This is a genomic window from Myxococcus xanthus, from assembly GCF_006402735.1.
GTDB classification, from domain to species: Bacteria; Myxococcota; Myxococcia; order Myxococcales; family Myxococcaceae; genus Myxococcus; species Myxococcus xanthus_A.
The window spans coordinates 2,032,218-2,051,454 of sequence record NZ_CP017174.1 but is presented as its reverse complement, the minus strand read 5'-3'; the positions used below and the strand labels follow the sequence as shown (position 1 = coordinate 2,051,454).

Annotated in this window: 14 protein-coding genes; 9 read left to right on the top strand and 5 right to left on the bottom strand. The window is 67.5% G+C overall.

Annotated features, from left to right (window positions below; genetic code table 11):
- Positions 1 to 34 precede the first annotated feature (34 nt).
- The 4 genes from BHS09_RS08650 to BHS09_RS08635 all read left to right on the top strand — a co-directional run bounded on the left by BHS09_RS08650 (position 35) and on the right by BHS09_RS08635 (position 7,352).
- Positions 35 to 853, top strand: coding sequence for an AadA family aminoglycoside 3''-O-nucleotidyltransferase (locus tag BHS09_RS08650; RefSeq protein WP_140797649.1), 819 nt, complete (start codon positions 35 to 37; stop codon positions 851 to 853).
- Positions 854 to 1,231: 378 nt separating this feature from the next.
- Entirely contained in the window at positions 1,232 to 1,597 is a 366-nt protein-coding gene (locus BHS09_RS08645) for a hypothetical protein (protein WP_140797648.1), read from the top strand.
- Between the two features lie 507 nt (positions 1,598 to 2,104).
- Positions 2,105 to 4,699 (top strand): rifamycin-inactivating phosphotransferase, encoded by a 2,595-nt coding sequence (gene rph / locus BHS09_RS08640; protein WP_140797647.1) that lies wholly within the window; start codon positions 2,105 to 2,107, stop codon positions 4,697 to 4,699.
- 193 nt (positions 4,700 to 4,892) lie between these two features.
- Entirely contained in the window at positions 4,893 to 7,352 is a 2,460-nt protein-coding gene (locus tag BHS09_RS08635) for an ABC transporter permease (protein WP_140797646.1), read from the top strand.
- Positions 7,353 to 7,455: 103 nt separating this feature from the next.
- Here BHS09_RS08635 and BHS09_RS08630 read toward each other — a convergent pair whose 3' ends face one another.
- Positions 7,456 to 8,496 (bottom strand): hypothetical protein, encoded by a 1,041-nt coding sequence (locus BHS09_RS08630; RefSeq protein ID WP_140797645.1) that lies wholly within the window; start codon positions 8,494 to 8,496, stop codon positions 7,456 to 7,458.
- Positions 8,497 to 8,769: 273 nt separating this feature from the next.
- On the opposite strand from BHS09_RS08630, the gene BHS09_RS08625 reads away from it, so the two are divergent.
- From BHS09_RS08625 to BHS09_RS08610, 4 genes are all read left to right on the top strand, one after another.
- Complete coding sequence (locus tag BHS09_RS08625; RefSeq protein WP_140797644.1) at positions 8,770 to 9,816, top strand: copper resistance CopC family protein; 1,047 nt, start codon at positions 8,770 to 8,772, stop codon at positions 9,814 to 9,816.
- 260 nt (positions 9,817 to 10,076) lie between these two features.
- Complete coding sequence (locus BHS09_RS39880) at positions 10,077 to 10,415, top strand: winged helix-turn-helix transcriptional regulator (RefSeq protein WP_140797643.1); 339 nt, start codon at positions 10,077 to 10,079, stop codon at positions 10,413 to 10,415.
- Positions 10,416 to 10,574: 159 nt separating this feature from the next.
- On the top strand, positions 10,575 to 11,216 hold the full coding sequence (locus BHS09_RS08615) for a TetR/AcrR family transcriptional regulator (protein WP_140797642.1): 642 nt from the start codon (positions 10,575 to 10,577) through the stop codon (positions 11,214 to 11,216).
- Positions 11,213 to 11,752, top strand: a complete 540-nt coding sequence (locus BHS09_RS08610; RefSeq protein WP_140797641.1) for a GFA family protein — start codon at positions 11,213 to 11,215, stop codon at positions 11,750 to 11,752. Before BHS09_RS08615 ends, BHS09_RS08610 begins: the two co-directional genes overlap by 4 nt.
- A 127-nt stretch (positions 11,753 to 11,879) precedes the next feature.
- On the opposite strand, the gene BHS09_RS08605 is transcribed toward BHS09_RS08610, so the two are convergent.
- The 4 genes from BHS09_RS08605 to BHS09_RS08590 all read right to left on the bottom strand — a co-directional run bounded on the left by BHS09_RS08605 (position 11,880) and on the right by BHS09_RS08590 (position 17,632).
- Positions 11,880 to 12,944: an alpha/beta hydrolase gene (locus BHS09_RS08605; RefSeq protein WP_237080240.1), complete on the bottom strand. Its 1,065-nt coding sequence runs from the start codon at positions 12,942 to 12,944 to the stop codon at positions 11,880 to 11,882.
- Between the two features lie 78 nt (positions 12,945 to 13,022).
- Positions 13,023 to 14,312, bottom strand: coding sequence for a hypothetical protein (locus tag BHS09_RS08600; protein ID WP_140788891.1), 1,290 nt, complete (start codon positions 14,310 to 14,312; stop codon positions 13,023 to 13,025).
- A 58-nt stretch (positions 14,313 to 14,370) separates the two neighbouring features.
- On the bottom strand, positions 14,371 to 16,794 hold the full coding sequence (gene mxcH, locus BHS09_RS08595; RefSeq protein ID WP_237080239.1) for a TonB-dependent siderophore myxochelin receptor MxcH: 2,424 nt from the start codon (positions 16,792 to 16,794) through the stop codon (positions 14,371 to 14,373).
- A gap of 481 nt (positions 16,795 to 17,275) precedes the next feature.
- The gene (locus BHS09_RS08590) at positions 17,276 to 17,632 is read right to left on the bottom strand and encodes a hypothetical protein (RefSeq protein WP_140797638.1); all 357 of its coding nucleotides are present in this window, start codon (positions 17,630 to 17,632) and stop codon (positions 17,276 to 17,278) included.
- 550 nt (positions 17,633 to 18,182) lie between these two features.
- Between BHS09_RS08590 and BHS09_RS08585 the strand changes: the two genes are divergently transcribed.
- Complete coding sequence (locus BHS09_RS08585) at positions 18,183 to 19,217, top strand: DUF3592 domain-containing protein (RefSeq protein ID WP_140788885.1); 1,035 nt, start codon at positions 18,183 to 18,185, stop codon at positions 19,215 to 19,217.
- Positions 19,218 to 19,237 lie beyond the last annotated feature (20 nt).

The following is a 19,237-nucleotide window of genomic DNA, read 5'->3' as shown; positions in this document are numbered from 1 at the left end:
TGTAGAGCCAAGGACCATACCAGTGGTAGCCGACATGAACGCATCCGTACCGGCTGAAATCACGCACCAGGTTTCAAGCGCCTGCTCGGTGATTGGCCGTAACCTCGCCAGTTCGCTGCAGGCCATACACCTCTTCGGCTCGGCAGTTGATGGAGGGCTGAAACCACACAGCGACATCGATCTGCTGGTCACCGTCAGCGCCCCATTGACCGAAGCCGTTCGACACTCGCTGCTCATGGAGCTGCTGTCGGTCTCGGCATGGCCAATGACGCGTGAATCGCTCCGCCCTCTCGAAGTGACCGTTGTCGTCCAGGATGCGGTCGTCCCTTGGCGCTATCCGCCGTCGCGCGAACTTCAATTCGGGGAATGGTTGCGCGGAGAACTGGAAGCAGGCCACGTCCAGCCCGCCATCGTGGACCCCGACCTGGCAATCTTGCTGGCCAAGGCAAGGAGACACAGCATCTGCCTGTTGGGCGCGCCAGCAACCGACCTCTTCGACCCCGTACCCCGGACCGATTTGGCGAGAGCGTTCTACGATACCGTTCTCCAATGGAACGGACCCGCGGACTGGCGGGGGGACGAAAGGAACGTGGTGCTTGCGCTGGCTCGCATCTGGTTCAGCCTGTCGACGGAGGGGATCGCCCCCAAGGACGTTGCGGCCCAGTGGGTCATTGAACAACTGCCGGATGAACATCGAGGCGTCGTGCGCAGTGCGCGGGCGTCTTACCTTGGAGAGACGCAGGACGATTTGGCAAGGAGAGGCCCGGAAGTCGCCGCGTTCGTGCACTGTGCCAGGACGGCCATCGAACGAATGTATTTGGAATTACAGACCGGCAATCCGGCAGCTCGCTGAACCACCTTCCTCCGCCCCAGGATTTCTTGAGGCACCTCTCTGGGGGAATAACCTCCCCCTCGTGAGGTGGATGTGAAGAGGCAGCAGAAGCAGGACAGGGCAGGACAGCGGAGCGCCGAATCCCGAGGAAAGTCGCGGGTCAAGGCGATCCTGGCTCGGGATTGGGTTGTTCGGTTCTGCGGGTTCGAATCCCGTCTGGGACAACCTGGGAAGCTGAGCTTTTCTTCTGCCCCCGGTTCCACATGTGCCCTCAGTGTGCCCCTCCGGCATCTCTCGCCGGGAGGGTAGCGGTCGATTTCATGCAACGGTGTCGCCCAGCCCGTCTCTTCCCATCAGGAGGGGGTGTTCATGCCCCCTGTAACTCCTCGGGCGGACGACATGAAGGCGACGACGCGGTACCTGATGCTTCTCTCCATGCTGGTGGTGGGCTGTGGTGGCTCGAACGAGGACGATGGGGGCGGGGACACCAACTCGTTCCCAGAGACCATCGAGTGTGGCGACATAAGCTGCAAGCGCGCCACTCAATACTGCGCGACCATCGTGACCGATGTGACGAGCCATGTGTGTCTGAATAAGAAGGAGAGCTGCAAGAGCTGCGACTGCGTGAATCTGGACACAGACCTCACCGCCCAGACCGGTCGCCAGGACTGCACCGCGACCTCAAAGCTAGATGTGTACTTCACATGCGCCTATTATGACGATGTGGACTACATCAAGACCTCCTGCACGGTACGCGCTCGCTGAGAGCATAAGACGGATAGGGACGCTGAGCGTCCCTGTGCCTACCCCAAATTCGGTCGTTGCCTCGTGGGGTGCGCAAAGCTGCATCAAGACGCGCGTCATGACGGCGAGCGATGCGCACGACGAGCCGCCGGGGCGCGAACAAACCTCGCGAGGAAGCAACCATCGCCAACGCGCAGCGGGAAGGAGACGAGCGCCACGTGCTCGCCTGCGCGCGCAGAGCGAACGCAACATCGTAGGGCCTCGCCTCCGTTGGTCGAGACGAAGGGCTGCACCTCGTGCTCCTGATCGCCCACTCCGCGATCCGCTTCTTGCGCATATCCGCCCGCGACCTGCCCCCAATTTGTACCCATCCCAAACTCGGCCGACGCGTCACGAGTGCGTCAGAACGCACGGAAGGACAGGCCCGAGAGACGCGACATGCGGGCCCCGGAGCGCGCAAGAGTCGGTGCACCTCTTTCCGCGGTCACAGGAGTACAGTGCCACCCTTTCGCAGAGGGAGGTGCGCGTATGGGCCGCTACGTGATGGGTCTCCAGGAGATCGACCAGGCGCAGGTCGCGGTCGTTGGCGGCAAGGGCGCGCATCTGGGGGCGCTTTCGCGGCTCGAAGGCATTCACGTGCCGGCTGGCTATTGCGTGACGACGGACGCCTTCCAGCGGGTCATGGCGGATGCGCCGTCGATCGACGAACGGCTCGAACGGCTGTCGCGCCTGAAGCCGGACGACCGGGAACAGATCCGCGCGCTCAGCGCTGAGCTCCGCCGAACCCTCGAAGAGACCGTCATCCCTGACGAGCTGGCAGCGGCGATCACCCGCCCGCTCGGCCAGCTTGGCGAGCAAGCCGCCTACGCCGTCCGCTCGAGCGCGACGGCGGAGGACTTACCGACGGCCTCCTTCGCGGGCCAGCAGGACACGTACCTGAACGTCGTGGGGCCGGCGGCGATCCTCCAGCACGTCAGCCGGTGCTGGGCCTCGCTCTTTACCGAGCGAGCCGTGACCTACCGCCTGCGGAACGGCTTCAACCACCGGAAGGTCCGCATGGCAGTGGTCGTGCAGCAGATGGTCTTCCCGGAGGCGGCCGGTATCCTGTTCACGGCCGACCCTGTCACCTCCAACCGGAAGGTCTCCTCCGTGGAGGCCAGCTTCGGCCTGGGCGAAGCACTGGTCTCCGGCCTGGTGAACGCGGACGTCTACAAGGTGCGGGACGGAGAGGTCATCGCCAAGTCGGTCGCCACCAAGCAGCTTGCCATCCACGCCTCGCCGGCAGGCGGGACGCACGAACAAGCAATCGAGCCGGAGCGGCAGCGGCAGGCCGCGCTGACGGACGCGCAGGTCGTACGGCTCGCGCAGTTGGGCCGGAGGATCGAAGCGCACTTCGGTTGCCCCCAGGACATCGAATGGTGCCTGATCGACGATGGCTTCCAGTTCGTCCAGAGCCGGCCTATCACCACGCTGTTCCCCATCCCCTCGGCCGGTGACCGGGAGAATCACGTCTACGTCTCCGTCGGTCATCAGCAGATGATGACTGACGCCATGAAGCCCCTGGGGCTCTCCCTGTTCCAACTGACAGCCTTGCGGCCGATGTACGAGGCCGGCGGGAGGCTGTTCGTCGACGTCACCCAGGGACTGGCTTCGCCAGCGAGCCGAGCAGGCCTCCTGGAAGCCCTGGGGAAATCCGATCCGCTGCTCCGGGACGCGTTGGAGACCGTCCTCGGACGCGGCGATTTCATCCAGTCACTCCCAGACGAAGGTCCCGGCAAGGCGCCCGCTGACGGCGCGCCGGCCCCACTCGAGACCGATGCGGCCATTGTCGACGAGCTGATCGGGCGCAGCCAGGCTTCCATCACCACCTTGAAGCGTGACATCCGGACGAAGTCCGGACCGGCGCTGCTCGACTTCATCGTGGCGGACATCCAAGAGCTGAAGCGGCTCGTGTTCGATCCACGAAGCCTTCAGGTCATCATGGCGGCGATCGAGGCCACCTGGTGGCTCAACGAGCAACTGCAGGCGTGGCTGGGCGAGAAGAACGCGGCCGACACGCTCACGCAGTCCGCGCCCCACAACGTCACGTCGGAGATGGGGCTGGCGCTCCTGGACGTCGCGGATGTGATTCGCCCGCATCCAAACGTGGTGGCTTTTCTGCAGCAGGTCGAGGACGAGGGATTCCTGGACGAGCTAGCCACGCTCGCGGGCGGACGGGAAGCACGAGACGCCATCCAGGCCTACCTCGACAAGTACGGCATGCGCTGCGTCGGCGAGATCGACATCACGAAGCCGCGTTGGAGCGAACGCCCCACCACGCTCGTGCCCCTCATCCTCGGCAACATCAAGAACTTCGAGCCGGGCGCCGGCGAGCGGCGCTTCGAGCAAGGGCGGCAGGAGGCCAGGAAGAAGGAACAGGAGTTGCTGGAGCGCTTGCGGGCCTTGCCGGACGGGGAGCGGAAGGCCGAAGAAACCAGGCGGATGATCGACCGGGTCCGGACCTTCATCGGGTACCGGGAGTATCCGAAGTACGGCATGGTCAACCGCTACTTCGTTTACAAGCAGTCCTTGTTGCAAGAAGCCGAGCGCCTCGTTCAATCCCACGTGCTTCGTGAGAAGGAAGACATCTTCTACCTCACGCTCCAGGAGCTCCACACCGTCGTGCGCACGAACCAGGTGGATGACCCGCTCATCCGCCAGCGCAAGGACGCGTTCAGGTCGTATCAAGCGCTCACGCCGCCCCGGGTGCTCACCTCGGATGGCGAAGTCATCCCCGGGGCGTACCGACGCGATGATTTGCCAGCTGGCGCGCTGGTCGGCCTACCGGTTTCCGCCGGGACCATCGAGGGACGAGCCCGCGTCATCCTGGACATGGCGAAGGCCGATATCGAGGCGGGCGACATCCTGGTCACCGCCTACACGGACCCGAGCTGGACGCCCCTGTTCGTCGCGATCAAGGGACTGGTGACGGAGGTAGGGGGCCTGATGACCCATGGCGCGGTCATCGCCCGGGAGTACGGCCTGCCGGCCGTCGTGGGAGTCGAGCATGCCACCCGGCTGATACGGGATGGGCAGCGAATCCGCGTGCATGGAACGGACGGGTACGTCGAGTTCCTGCCCTAGCCGGGCCAGGAATTCCCCGCCTGCATGGGGACCATGAGACCCCGTGACATGGGACCTGGCACACCGCCTCACGGTTCCATGATGGCTCCCGCCTGTTCGCATGCAACCACCATGGGCAGGGGGACACGCAATCGTCCGCCGGCCAGAACGTAGCCGCTCCGGAAGCCGCCAACCGGCTCCAGGAGACGTCGCGATGGATTCCGTTCTGGGTGGACTGCGTCAGAGCCTGCGCTCGCTGGGCCGCAGTCCCGGCTTCACGCTGGGGTGTGTGCTGATGCTGGCGGTGGGCATCGGAGCGAGCACCGCGCTCTTCAGCGTAGTGGAAGGGGTTCTGCTGCGCCCCCTGCCCTACCCGCGTCCCGAGCGCCTCGTGGAGCTGTCGCAGCGCGCGGCGGACGGCCACACGATGCGGTTTTCGGACCCCAACTTCGAGGATGTGCGGACGCGCGCTCGCACCGTTTCAGCGCTGGCCCAGGTGTCGGGAGCGGCGAGCGTCGCCGTCACGGGCGCCGACGAGCCGGCCCTCGCCACGCTGGCGCGCGCCTCGCGCGACTTCTTCCCCGCCTTCGCGGTGCGGCCAGTCCAGGGCCGCCTCTTTGACGAGGAGGAACAGCAGGCGGGAGGTGCTCCCGTGGTGATGGTGAGCCACGCCTTCTGGAAGCGCTACCTGGGCGCACGGCCACTGCCCCTGCCGGACACCCTCACTTTCGAGGGGCGCGCATTCACCGTGGTGGGCGTGATGCCCGAGTCCTTCGACTACCCGGTGGGCACGCAGCTGTGGGTTCCGCGAGAGCTCGAGGCTCCCCTGCCCAGCCGCACCGCGCACAACTGGCGGGTGGTGGGAAGGCTGGCGGACGGCGTCGACCTCCAGGCCGCGCGAGTGGAGCTCACACACATCGCCCGCGAGCTCAAGGCCCAGTACGGCCGCGACACACAGATGCATGACATCGCCCTGGAGCCCGTCCAAGAGAGCCTGGTGGGCGGCGTGCGGCCCACGCTCTACCTGCTGTCGGGCGCCGCGGCCTTCCTGCTCCTGGTGGCGGGCGCCAACGTCACGAACCTGCTGCTCGCGCGCGCGGCCACCCGTTCCCGGGAACTCGCCATCCACGTGGCCCTGGGCGCGGGGCCCGGCGCGTTGATACGGCGGTTCCTCATGGAGTCGCTCCTGCTGTCACTGGCGGGAGGCGCACTGGGGGCCCTGCTTTCCGCCTGGGGCGTGCGCGCGCTGCTCGCGGCGGAGCCGGGCCACCTGCCACGTGTCGACGAGGTGGGGGTGAACGCCACGGTGCTCCTCTTCACCCTCGGGCTCTCGCTGCTGCTCGCACTGGGGCTGGGGTTGCTGACGGCGCTGCGCGCGGCGCGGCAACCCCCGGGGGCCACGCTGGCGGGCGCCGGGCGCACGCATAGCGGAGGAGGGAGCGCCGAGCGCACGCGCCGAGCCCTCGTCGTGGGGCAGCTCGCGCTCGCATTGGTCCTCCTGGTGGGCGCTGCGCTGCTCGGGCGAAGCCTGATGGGGCTGCTCTCGCTGGACCCGGGGTATCGCACCGGGGATGTCGCGGTGCTCAGCCTCGTGCTCCCTCCGGCAAAGGACGAGGCGCAGGGGCGGCGAAACGTGCAGTTGCAGGAGCACCTCCTCTCGCGACTGGCGGCGCTGCCCGGCGTGCGCGCGGTGGGCGCCGTGAGCAACTTCCCGCTCGAGGGAAGCCCGGCGGGGGATGGCACCTTCCTCGTGCTCAACCGCCCCGACGAGGTGGGGGACTTCGACGACTTCGGGCGGCTGGCGCGCGAGCCCGAGCGCACCGGCTCCGCCGAGTACCGCGTGGCGAGCGAGGGCTACTTCGCCGCGCTCGGCATCCCGCTCGTGCGCGGGCGTCTGTTCGATGCGCGCGACACCGTCGACGCGCCGCACGTGGCCGTCATCAGCGAATCGCTCGCGAAGGCCCGCTGGCCCCATGAGGACCCGCTGGGCAAGCTCATTCAGTTCGGCAACATGGACGGAGACCTGCGTCCCTTCACCATCGTCGGCGTGGTGGGGGACGTGCGGGAGCAAGGGCTGGATGACGCGCCCAGGCCCATGTTCTATGGCGGCTCCAGGCAGCGTCTGCGGGCCTCCTCCCGCTTCCACCTCGCCGTGCACGGTCCGATGGGCTCCGCGGCCCTGGTCACCGCGGCGCGGCCGGTGCTGCGAGAGCTTGCCCCCGAGCTGCCCTCGCGCCTGTCCACGGTGGAGGAGCTGCTCGCGGGCTCGCTCGCACCCAGACGCTTCAGCCTCCTGCTGCTGGGCGCCTTCGGTGCGATGGCGCTGCTGCTCTCGGTGGCGGGCCTCGCGGCCGTCGTGTCCTACGCGGTGGCGCAGCGCACGCGGGAATTCGGTATCCGCTTCGCGCTGGGCGCGACGACGGAAGACGTGCTGGGGCTGGTGCTCCGGCAGGCGGCGCGGCTCGCGGGGCTGGGAATCGTGCTCGGCGTGCTGGGGGCCCTGGGGCTCAGCCAGGTGCTCGCGGGGCTCGTGTACGGAGTGAGCACCACGGACCCGCTCGTCTTCGTCGTGGTGGCGCTCCTCCTGCTCGGCGTGGCGCTGCTCGCGAGCTGGCTGCCGGCCCGACGTGCTTCGCGCGTGGACCCGATGACCGTGCTTCGCTCGGAGGCATGAAGCGCCTGTGCCTACCCGAAGTCCGGCTGCTGCGTCCAATCGTGCGTCACGGATGGCTCCCATGTCTCCCGTCGCGGTCTCGCGCAGGGCCCCGTGTGGGGAGCTAAGCGAGCCAGCGCCAGTCGGAGTCCTCCAGGAGCGGGAGCTGGCCCCTGCGGCGGCGGGCGGAGACCTCCTCATGCCAGGTCTCCCGTCCGCCCGGGAGCGGCCAGGCGCGTGAAACGGTGCCCCGCGGGCCGGGAGTGAAGTTGAGCAGCAGCATGCGGTTGACGCGGTCGACGGTCTCCGGCGTCGTTCCGGCGCGCAGCTGAAACTCCGCGCTGAACAGGGCGCCCTCCTCGCGGACGGCGTTCCCGGGACGAGGCCGGTCAATGAACGGCCACAAGCCCAGCAGCGGTGGCTCCACGCCTTCGAGCAGCGCGGCGTGCAGCCGGTCATGGCCATCCAGCACCACCCACTTCGCCAGGATGTCCACGAAGAGCAGCAGCACGGGCGGCAACGTCCCGTCCCGCGCGCGCTTTCGCCAGCTCTTCACACGCCCGTCCTCGGAAGCGGAGAGCGCGCGCAGCCCGAGCACGGCGCCCGGCCGCTGTTCCGGCAGCGACTCCCACCAGTCCTCCTTCCACGCGAACAGGAACCGCGTCATGGAGGCCAGCGAGTGCGGTGGCATCGGAGGCTGACCAAAGCCCCACTCCATGGGGGACACAGGGTGCCGCTCCGCCTTCTCCGCCGCGATGGCGCGCACGGGGCGCAGACACCAGTTGCCAGCGTGGAGCACTGGCAGGGGCGCTTCCACGAGCGCTCGCGCCACCCGCCAATTCCAGGCCTCCCACCACGCCTCGGAGCCGGGTGGGGCCTCCACGGCCCGGACCTCGGGTGCGGACAGCGGCGGCAGGACTTGGGGAGCGGCGGCCGTTCCCCGAACGAAGACCGCGCGGTCCCAGTAGGAATCGATGCGGGTCCATAGCAGCGTCTGTCCCCCGCCGCGCAACCGGATCCGGTAGTCCGGAGCGGACTCCAGATGCACCGATGGCCGCCGCGCCCAGCGGCCCGTGGAGGGCACGTGCAGCAGCAGCCCAGGGCCACGGGTCTCCAGTCCCCAGCTCCGGGTGTCGTCGGCGACGATGGAGACTCCTGGGTTCATGCGACGCACTCCTCGAGATGCCCGGTATCCATGGGCCCCTGGAGCGTACCCCGAGGGCAGGCTGACTGAGCCCGGCGACATCACGCGCTACCGGTCATCCGCATGTCCATCGCGCTCATGATCGACATTGAGGATCCACCATTCTTCGGGCCCCATCTTCAAGACGATGCATGCAATGACGCGGTTGCTAACACACGCTTCTCTCCGGCCCCGCCCATCCGGAGCCACACCTGGGCGATAGCCCGATCCCCAGGTTCCGGTGTCTATTGAGGAATGCACGAACACACGTGGAAATGGAGTGCGGTAGGGATGTTCCTCATGGGAATGCTCATTCCCACGCCGGCGCGCGCCTGTGTCGCGCCCAACTGCATGGTGGGGGTGCGTTTTCCCCTCCCCGAGGACGGCGGTGTGGTGCCCGCGAACGTCCCCGGAATGGTGACGGTTCCGCCTCTGCTGGAGAGCGTGGAGCCGTCCACCGTCCGGCTGCTGCTGCCGGATGGAACGCAGGTGCCCGCGATCGTCACGCCGGGCGCGCATCAGACGCAGGTCCTGGTCCCGGACGCACCGCTGGTGCCAGGCACCACGTACCGCATCGAGGCAAAGGGTGTCTGTCAGTTCCAGCCAACCCAGACCGAGTCCGTGACCTTCACCGCCGGCCCCGCCCTCCCTCTACCCACGACCACCGGCACCCTGACGGCCGACACGCCGAGCCAGGGTATCTTCAACGTGTACGGGGCTTCGAGCTGCGGCGACAGGCAGGTGGAAGGGAACTCCACCACGCTGCGCTTTACGCCGTCACCAGAACTGGTGCCGTTCCTTCCGTGGGTGCATTGGACGGTGGAGGTGGACGGAGAGCCCTGGTCGTATGCGAAGCACAGCGGGCTGACCTCCACCGGCGAGGAGAGCCTCGAGCCGCGTCGCTACGAATACAACCGGCAGCTGCTCTTCCTCTATACCTTCTGCGACTACGTGAGCTGCGCTGATTCCTATCACCGGCCGCCGATCGACAGCCTCCCGCCCGGACGACACCGGGCCACGCTCAAGGCGACGCTGGAGCACGCCAACATCACGCTTCCCCCCGTGAGCGTGGACTTCGAGTTGAGCTGCGCGGCACGGGTCGCGAACGCGGGAATCAGCCAGATGCGCGGATGCGCGGATGGGGGCTCCGAGTTTGACGGCGGTATCGAGAACGAGGACCCGCTCCCCGAGCCGGTCGACACCAAGAAGGGCTGCACCCAGGCCGGGGGAGGACTGACGGTGCTGGGCCTGCTCTCCACGCTCTCGCTCTTGATCGGCCGGAACTCGCGCCGCGCGAAATAGCAGGTCACACATGCGGCATGTTCTACGTACCCGCGGCAGCGCGTCATTCCGCCACGAGAATGAATGTGAGCTGAACAAGCGGCGCCGCGGGCTGCCTATCGCGCCCTGTGCAAAACTCTGAATAGAGCGGCATTCTCCTCCGTGCCATGCCCAGCGTCGATGGCCTGACGGAAGATGCCGGCGGCGAAGTTTTGAATGAATTTCGTTTCAGGACAAGCACTTACAAATTCTTGAGTCATGCGTGTCGGGAAGGAGGGAGCATGGTGAGAAAGCAGTACGCCCCGGACTGCGGACTTCACGCGGCGCTGACGGTCATCGGCGGAAAGTGGAAGTCAGCCATGCTGTGTGAGTTGCACCTCCGCCCCGCGCGCTTCGGAGAACGGAGGCGGCGGGTGCCCGGCATCAGCGAGAAGGTCCTGTTCGAGCAGCTACGGGAGCTGGAAGCCGACGGCATCGTCAGTCGCACGGTGTTCGACGTGGTACCTCCCAAGGTGGAATACGCCCTGACGCAAACGGGCGCCGTGCCCACCCATGCCGTCAGCACCTTGGCGGAGTGGGGACGGAATCACGCGACCCTGGCGACAGCCGAGCGCCGCTGACTGAAGCTGTTGAGGGGCCAGCGCGTAGCCGCAATGGCTGAACCAGCCCTCGTTCCCTGGCGCAGGCGGAGCTTTAGGCTGGGCCCCGTTGGGCACACCAGGGCCCCTCCAACGTTCACCGGATTGATCAAATACCGACCGAACGGTATGGTGCTTCCCATGCCACGCCCGCCGAAACACGAGCCTGAGCGAGGTGACGCCAGGACACGCCTACTCGAGGCCGCGCTCGCAACAATCCGCACGAAGGGCTTCACCGCGACCTCGGTCGACGAACTCTGTCAAGCCGCCGCGGTGACGAAGGGCTCGTTCTTCCATCACTTCAAGAGCAAGGAAGCGCTCGGCGTGGCGGCCGCGGAGCATTGGGCCGAGACGACGACCGCTTTTTTCGAGGGCGCGCCCTACCACACACCGGACGACCCGCTCGCTCGCGTCTTGGCCTACGTGGCCTTCCGCAAGTCCATCATCGCGGGGAACCTGGCCGAGTTCACCTGTCTGGTGGGCACGATGGTGCAGGAGGTCTACGCGAGCTCGCCGGACATCCGCGAGGCCTGCGCCGCGAGCATCTTCCGGCATGCCGAGACGCTCGAGCCGGATATTCGCGCCGCCATGAGGGAACGACGCATCTCAGGCGGATGGACGGCCAAGAGCCTGGCTCACCACACACAGACGGTCATCCAAGGCGCCTTCGTTCTCGCCAAGGCAGGAAACGAATCCGCCTTGGCTCGCGAGAGTCTCGATCACCTCGACCGCTACATCCGCCTCCTCTTCGGCTGCCCCCTCAAGGAGAAAGCACTGCCATGATACAGCCCCCTCAGCTCAGCTGCGCCTGCGGACAGGTCCATCTCCAAGTGGAGGGAGCGCACATCGTCAGCGTCGAATGCTGTTGCAACAGCTGCCGTGCGGCCGGCGCCAGGATGCAGGCCCTCCCCGCGGCCCGGCAGGTCCTGGAATCCCATGGCGCCACGCGCTTCGTGCTCTACCGCAAGGATCGCGTCCGATTCCTTGAGGGCACCGACCGCCTCAAGGAGTTCCGCCTCACGCCCGAGGCGAAGACCCGCCGGTTCGTCGCCACCTGCTGCAACACGCCAGTCTTCCTCGAGTTCGAGAACGGCCACTGGCTCAGCCTCTATGGCTGTCTCTGGCCCACGGGAACGCTGCCCCGGCTCGAGATGCGGACGATGACAGGCGACCTCCCGCCCGGCGTGGTGCTGCCTGATGACGTCCCGAACGGCAAAAGCCAAACGCTCTCATTCTTCATCAAGCTTCTCGGTGCGTGGGTCATGATGGGGCTCCGAAGCCCGAAGATCGCCATCAGCAACGGAACGCTCCAGGTCTGACAGCAACGAGAAGCACAAGACGGAGGGTGCCGTGTCGACCGCCACCGCTCCGTTCCACAATCCGCGAGGAGGTCGACACGATGCACGCGGCGTGGGTCCGACGAGGGGGGCCAGGGCCCGTGCGGGCTCAGTCGGCCCCCGGAAGCAGCGAGGGAGCGGAGAAGAAGAGCAGCCCACGGCTCAGCATGGGGAGCCATGCGCTGTAGTGATCATCGCCGGGAAACTCCAGGTACTGGACCGCGAAATCGCCGCCGCCCATCGCCTCGAGCTCCACGGCGAGCTCGCGGGCATTGTCGACCATCCGCCGCTCGGCGGCGAACATGCCCCGCGTCCCCTCGCTCTTGCGCGGCTTCTGCTCCAGCCCTCCCACCGTGAGCAGCACGCGCGCCTTCACCGGGGTCCGCGCGAACCGCTCCAGGAAGGCCTTCTTCTCGGTGAGCACGTAGCGGTCGTTCCACCAGATGGACGGGCTCCCCGCGATGAAGGCGTTGAAGGACGTGGGCCTCGTGAAGAACGCATGCAGCACCAGGAGGCCGCCATAGGAGTGGCCCATCAGCGCGGTGCGCGAGCCGTCGATCGGCAATCTCGATGCAAGCGCGGGCTCGAGTTCCTTCTTCAGGAAGTCCAGGAAGCGATCCGCTCCCCCCTGCTTCTTCGAGAACCGGTCCCCTGTGTTCGAGAGATTCGGGGCGGGCGGCGTGTAGTCCTCACCGCGTGCCTGGTCGTTGTGGGCCGGGTCACCCGGGTAGGTCAGCCCGACGATGACCGGCGTTGCAGCCGCGACGCCGAAGCCCCGCGCGAGCCTGGGGAGGGCGCGCGTGAGACGCTCCAGGGTGGGAAAGTGCGCGCCGCCATCCAGCAGGTAGATGACCGGATGGCCGGCGGCGGGCGCGGGGCCCTCGGGCACCGCCACGTACAACCGGTGGGTCCGTCCGGTGTGGGTCGAGTCGAGATCGAACTGGAAGGTGTCCTGGAGCGTCACCGGCGTCCCGTCCACCCGAGCCACCGGCGCGGTGCGTGATGCCGGCCCCGAGGAGCAACTGGCGGTCAGCAGACCCGCCGCGAGGAGCACGTGGATGCGCCTCAGGGGGCCCACGCCTCGGCTCAAGCGCGCGGGGCGTGCGGCGAGCAGCGGGTTCAGCAAGCGCAGCCCAAGGGAGCGCGCCAGCGCGAGGGGGATGAAGAGACTCATGGTGGGAGACCCGGTGATGACAGATGAACCGGAGTCCCCGCCCATGCACGGCGGGGGCTCCGAACGGCAGGCGGGTGGCTAGCGGATCCGGAGGAGGCCGCGCACCTGGCCCTCGACGACCGTCTTCGCGTCCCCGAGCCCCGTCTCGGGGCTCATGAGGCGGAAGCGCGTCTGGGCGTTGTCATTGATGAACTCCGGCAGCACCAGGAGCTCACCAGGGTTCTGCGGGATGGTGCGACCGTTGGTGGGCACCAGGTCGTCCCGGACGACGGGCGTCGCGGTCGGCGCGTCGCCGAGGGTGACCTCCCACAGGCTCCACCAGGCACCCACGGCGGCGTTCTGCCCGTTGAACGGCCGCTCGGCGGCCACCGCGGCGTCCCAGGCGGACTGCGCGGCGGCCTTGTTCATCACCCGCAGGTAGCCCTTGCCGGGAGCTCCAGGCAGGAGCATGGCGGCAATGTCCCCCTCCGTCCCGGGGTTGATGAAGGAATCGAGCGTGGTGGACCACGCATCGAACTCGCCAGTCGCGGGATCGAAGCGGACCATGCAGGGCGCGCCGGTGGTCCCGGGAGAGACGAAGTGCGCTCCGCTGCCCAGGGATTCGGTGGCGTAATAAATCTTCCCATCCGTGTGCTTGACGCCGTCGCGCGCCCAGCCGCAGCGATTGTCGACCTTGACGGTCACCTCGTCGGTCTGCGTGTCCACGATGACCAGCGCAGTCTTCGCCGGAACCGTCCGCACGTCCGCGGCGTGCCAGCCGCCAGCGATGATGACGTCGTCGCCAGCGGTGATGGCCAGGCTCTGCGAATAGCGGAACGTGAAGTCGCCGTTCTTGAGCTGGGACGTCAGGTCCTTGGACGTGATGATGGAGAGGTCCTGGGGATTCCAGATGACCAGCTTGTAGTTCACGTGGTCGAAGTAATAGGCCTTCGTCTCGCTGACGAAGTAGTGCTGGGACTGATAGCCACCGGTCGCGGCGACACCCTGGCTGGTGAACGAAAGCGGATCGCCGACCTTGAGCGAGCCATCAGCGTTGAGGGTGTAGGGGGTCACCGTCGGCAGCCTCGAGCTGCTGACAATGAACTTGCCGGTGCCCGGAAGGCCGGCGGCGATGTACGCGTCCGCGGGAAGCTCGATTGCGTCGCCAATCCCGACGGTCTGCGCCTTCTCGATGTCGTCCAACGTCACCAGGTAGCTCTGGGTGTTTCCACCAGCGATGGCGACCTGGGTGATGGCGGCATAGAGGGGCTCGGCGGTTCCAGCGTCGGGGTCCACCTGGGTGCCGCCGTCCGAAGGCTTCGGGTCTTCCGAATCCGAGCAGGCGGTGGCGAACACGGCGAGGGCGAGGAGTGCGGTTTTCAGCTTCATCGGGCTTCCTTTTGGCGGAGGGTTCCTGCGAGGAGACTCGAAGCGCCTCATCGAGCGCTCAGAGATCAACCGTGGCGCGCGCGGAGAACGCGCGGCCCGGCTTCTGGACACCGACGATGTCGAAGGCGGGAGCGTCGGTGAGATTCTGGAGATTGAAGGAGAAGGAGAAGGCGCGTCCCTCGAACCGGGAGCGGTAGGTGAGCGCGGCGAAGTGCAGCACCTGGGTGGGCACCCGCGCCTTGTCGCCGCCCCGCCCGGCGCTCTCCCAGGAGCGGTAGAACGACTCGACGAAACGGGTCGTCCACTCCAGACCAAGAGCGTCCTGGGAGCTCCAGAGCTGACGCTTCTGGAAGCGCGCGGTCGCCGAGGCCTGGAGCCAGGGAATGTTGGGCATGCGGTCCCCGTGAAAGCGGGCGAACTGGCCGTCCTGCGCGAGGTTGCGGAAGTCGAGCCAGGTGACGGTGCCGGTGAGCCCCACCCAGTCGCCGGGTGAGTCCCAGTCCAGGCCTGCGTGCGCCGAGAAGGAGCGGCCGTGGTCCACGTTCTCGTAGGCCTGCGTGGCGTCGCCAGGGAAGAGCTGGATGAGGTTCTCGACGTCGCGGACGCCCACAACCGCGTTGGCACCGAAGCGGCCAACGGACGTGACGATGGGGAGGAGCTCCACGCCCAGGTTGGCGTTGTGACTCGACTCGGGGACGAGCGCCGAGTTCTCCACGAGCAGTCCCCCATCGCCGAAGAGCTCGTCCACCCTCGGCATCCGCGTTGTCCGCTCATAGGACGCCTTGAGGAGCAGCCCACGCGTCAGACTGAAGCGCAAGGTGTCACCGAAGCCTCCGGCCCACCGGCTCTCCGCGGCCTCCTGCCTCGTCCCCGAGGCGAAGCGCTGCAAGTAGCCCTTCACGAACACGGTGTTCTCCAACCTGCCGTCCCAGAGAAGCTGACGATGGGAGAGACCTCCGAAGGCGGACGTGAGCGCGAGCGGCACTCGGAGGGGGTCCTCCTGCTGCAGACGGGTGAGGTAGGCGTTCTCGCCGCTTCGGTCGCTGTCGTCGGCGCCGAGCGAGACCTCGAGGTCCTCCGGGTCGAGCAGCGTCCCGAGGAGCCGCACGCGCCCGAACAACGTCTGGCGCGTCTGGGTGTTCTCCAGGGGCGTCGAGCCAATCTCCCCGGCTCTCGCCCGCGTCGCACGGCAGGCGCCGTACCAGTCGTATAGACAGTCGGAGGCGTCGAGAAGCTCGCCCACACGCTGGTTGTATCCGGCGATGGCGAGCACCTTCAGCCGCTCATGGGGCGACACCTCATAGCGAAGCCCGAGGCCCCAACTCTCCTGCGCGGAGGTGACCGCGCCATAGGGCTGGATCATGAACTGATCGTGTGGGACCTCCTTGTCGTAGCGGCCGAGGTAGCCATTGAGAACGAGCCGGTCGATGCCCGGCAGTGCCTCGAACCCCACCTCGATATCGCCTCCGGTGCCCCGATAGGCGTCGTGGTTGCGGCGCAGGGCGCGCGGCGAGACGCGCCCCGTCGCCGGGTCATCCACGGGGACGGTGACGACGTAGTCGTTCTGCGCGCGGTCGTGGAACCCCGCGGCCCGCACGAAGACGTGCTCGTGGGCCCGCCACGTCAGCCTGCCAGTCCCTCGGTAGCTGCCGAAGGACCCACCCTGGAGCGACAGGGACGCACCGGTTTCGGGCTTCGCGAGGTCGGAGCGCAGGTGGATGGCACCGCCCAGCGCGTCCGTCGCGAGGCGCACCGGGACGACGCCGTTGAAGACCTCGAGTTGCCGGATGAGCGAGACCGGAACACTTCCGAGTCCGTAGACATAGGGCGAGTACTCGATGGGGACGCCGTCGAGGAGGACTCGCACCTGGTCGCCGGAGAGGCCCCCGAGCGAGAGCTGGGTCCGGCTCCCCATTCCGCCCGTCCGCTGGACCTGCACGGCAGAGGCACGCGTCAGCACCTCCGCGAGGTCCTCGGCGCGCTCATGGGCCTTCTCCAATTCGACGACGTCCACCGCCTCCGAGCCGCGCACCAGGGCGCGAGCTTCGGTCGACCTGGCGCGGACGACCGAGGTGAAGCCAGGGGGAGCGGGAGGCTCGGGCTCCTCGGAAGGCTGCGCGGGCGCCTCTTCCGCGGGCATGTCGGACGCGGCTTGGGCGACATCCTCGGCGCCTGGCGGCGCGACCTCGGGAGGACGGGCGAGGACGAAGTGGTGGATGAACTCGAACTGGCAGGGGACGGGGTTGCCGTCCTGCATCGCCGGGGAGAAGTGTGCGCTCTCGAGCGCGCTCACGGCCGCCTCGTCGAGTCCGTGCCCAAGTCCCTCGACCACCTCCGCGCGCGTGACCCGGCCCTCCGCATCAAGCGTCAGGAGGAGCTTCACCGCGCCTTCAAGCCCCGCGGCGAGCGCCTCGGCCGGATAGACAGCCTCTGGCTGGGCCAGCAACACCGGAGGGACGACCCCGCCGGATGGCGCAGGCACGCCCTCACCTTCCGGCGTCTGCGGGTGCGGTGTCCCGCTAGAGGGGGAAGCGGATGTCGCCGGCGCCGGGGTCTCGCTCGCATCCTGGGCTCGCGCGACTCCCATCGACAGCATGGAGAGGAGTGCGAGCGTGGGGACCAGAGAGGATGGCGCGGGGGCACCCCGCCAGCGACGAAGTGTGGGCATGTTCACGGTGTACAGACAGGGCTCGAAGGCGCGAGGATGATGTCGATATTGATACTCATTCTCAACATCATGGCGTCCTATCAGTGGCGGCGGTGGGGGTCAATTGGAGAGGACGTCCCGGGCGGGAATGACAGGCACCCCATGCCGGAGGTGTTCAAACGCCAATGGGCGCGAGGTGGGCAAGGGAACGCAGACGTCGGGAACTCGCGTCAAGCGCCCCGCGCTGTGACTGCAGTCACCAGGAGGATGGTGACAGTCACGACGGAGGAGCCCTCGCCTGTTTCGCGGACACGCGTCAGTCCTGCGGGTGGGCGCTCTTGCAGTTCCAATACTCCGCGCGCACGGGGCCGGCGGAGCCCGTGAGGGAGCTGAAGAAGCCACCGTCCGTAGGCGGAGTAGACTCGAGGTCGGGCGCCACCGAGGTCCTCCAGAATTGCCGGCCGCTCGCCGCGTCGAACGCGGTCACCGTCGAAAGGCCCAGCAACACCTGGCCTTGCTGGATTCGCAAGCAAGGGTCCATGGCGACGATGCCTGGCTTCCGCCCCCAACCCTTCACGTCTTCGGAGACCGTCCAATGCACACGGCCGCTGGCATAGTCACAGCACACGACGTGCACGCACCACGAGGCAATCGCGCCCGTGTGCGTGCTCATTTCCTCCCAGGTCACCGAAAGCATCGCGACGAAGGGCGCCTCAACGCGTACGCCACGAAGTGGAGGCATGGATTCGTCGTCATGTGCGCTCGCGAGATGGGCTCGAAGGAGGCTCAGCAGCAAGCCTGCGAGAACGAAACTCAAAAGGGCTGAAGCACCGCGGGTGGCGACTGGTGCGCTGTCCATGATGGCCCCAAGGCTCGGACGACGAGCTTCCCATCTGCCTCCCCGTTCACGCGCCAAGCGCAACGCCGCGTCAGACGGTCCCCGGCAGTGAGGTACCGAAGCCAATCGGTAGCGGAGTCCCAACCCGAGCAGTCCTGCACGCGCACGCCAGTGACAAGAAAGACGGCGCGCAGTCTCGCCCACCAGCCAGAGCCAACCTGGAGTGCCCTGCGCCCCAGGCTGAAGCGGTAGCCCAGGAACCACTCCCCCTTTGGGCATCTGGGCAAAAAACGTCACGCGGGTGGCGTCCGCAGCGTCCTGGCACGTGCTCGGGGTGGCCCGGGCCCGTTTCTTTCAATCCAGGGTATCCCTGTAGACTCGGGCCATGCTTTTTCGCGTGGTCTCTTCCGCCGTAATGCTCGCGTTCGTGGCGCTGTGGACGTCCATCACGGTGGCCGCGGACTACTTCACCGTCTCCAACATGGTCCTCCAGGTGCAGACGGAGAGCTGGCCCTCCGTGCAGGGCACCATCACCCGGAGCGAGGTGGATGCGGTGCGCGCGAACAAGGCCACCACCTACGGCCTGAAGGTGGCCTACACCTACTCCGTCGACGGGCAGCATTATGAGGGCAGCAAGGCCCGCCCCTCCATGTGGCGCTCGGGGGACCGCGGATTCGCGGAGGAGTTGGTGGCACGCTACCCCCTCGGGGCCACCATCCCCGTGTACTACCGGCCCGGCCAGCCCTCGGAGGCAGTGTTGCAGCCGGGCATGGATGGGTCGGCGCTGTTCACGCTCATGCTCCTGATGCCCTTCAACCTGGTGATGCTCTGGCTGGGCACCTTGGTGGTGGGGGCCTGGAAGCCGGAACCGCCGCTCTTGTCCACCTTCTTCCGGGAAGACGGCAGCGAGTGCGTGACGCTCGAGGGGCCGTGGACGGCCACCTTGGTGTCCCTGGTTCTGGTGGGCGCCTCCCTGACGTGCGTCGCGCTCGCAGGAGTCACTGTGGGCCTCCATGCACCGCTGCCCGTGGCCGTGGGGGCCTGGGGGGTCGTCATCGTCTGCGGTGTGCTCGCCGGGCGGTGGTCACATGCACGGGTGGAGGCCGGGCACTACGACCTGCGTCTCCATCCCCAGGAGCGGAGCCTCTCCCTACCGCCCTTCTCCGGACGGAAGCACGTGCTCGACGTACGGTGGCGCGACGTGCGGTCGCTCCGCGTCGAACCCCAGGCTCCCACACAGAAGGGGGGGCAGGTGAGCCACTACCATCTCACGCTCGAGCTCTCCACCGCCGACGGAGGGGAGCGCCAGGAAGCCATCGCCAGTTTCCCCCGCCAGGAGCAGGCAGAGGCGCTGGCACGCTGGCTGCGAACGCGCCTCGAGCTGGGTGAGGTCGTTCCGGAAGAGCGGCGCTCCGCCTGACGGGAAGGCTCCCGCCACCC

Coding starts and splice junctions, on each gene's coding strand:
- BHS09_RS08650 (WP_140797649.1), top strand. CDS start 35: ATGAACGCATCCGTACCGGCTGAAATCACGCACCAGGTTTCAAGCGCC.
- BHS09_RS08645 (WP_140797648.1), top strand. CDS start 1,232: ATGAAGGCGACGACGCGGTACCTGATGCTTCTCTCCATGCTGGTGGTG.
- rph (WP_140797647.1), top strand. CDS start 2,105: ATGGGCCGCTACGTGATGGGTCTCCAGGAGATCGACCAGGCGCAGGTC.
- BHS09_RS08635 (WP_140797646.1), top strand. CDS start 4,893: ATGGATTCCGTTCTGGGTGGACTGCGTCAGAGCCTGCGCTCGCTGGGC.
- BHS09_RS08630 (WP_140797645.1), bottom strand. CDS start 8,496: ATGAACCCAGGAGTCTCCATCGTCGCCGACGACACCCGGAGCTGGGGA.
- BHS09_RS08625 (WP_140797644.1), top strand. CDS start 8,770: ATGCACGAACACACGTGGAAATGGAGTGCGGTAGGGATGTTCCTCATG.
- BHS09_RS39880 (WP_140797643.1), top strand. CDS start 10,077: ATGGTGAGAAAGCAGTACGCCCCGGACTGCGGACTTCACGCGGCGCTG.
- BHS09_RS08615 (WP_140797642.1), top strand. CDS start 10,575: ATGCCACGCCCGCCGAAACACGAGCCTGAGCGAGGTGACGCCAGGACA.
- BHS09_RS08610 (WP_140797641.1), top strand. CDS start 11,213: ATGATACAGCCCCCTCAGCTCAGCTGCGCCTGCGGACAGGTCCATCTC.
- BHS09_RS08605 (WP_237080240.1), bottom strand. CDS start 12,944: ATGAGTCTCTTCATCCCCCTCGCGCTGGCGCGCTCCCTTGGGCTGCGC.
- BHS09_RS08600 (WP_140788891.1), bottom strand. CDS start 14,312: ATGAAGCTGAAAACCGCACTCCTCGCCCTCGCCGTGTTCGCCACCGCC.
- BHS09_RS08590 (WP_140797638.1), bottom strand. CDS start 17,632: ATGAGCACGCACACGGGCGCGATTGCCTCGTGGTGCGTGCACGTCGTG.
- BHS09_RS08585 (WP_140788885.1), top strand. CDS start 18,183: ATGCTTTTTCGCGTGGTCTCTTCCGCCGTAATGCTCGCGTTCGTGGCG.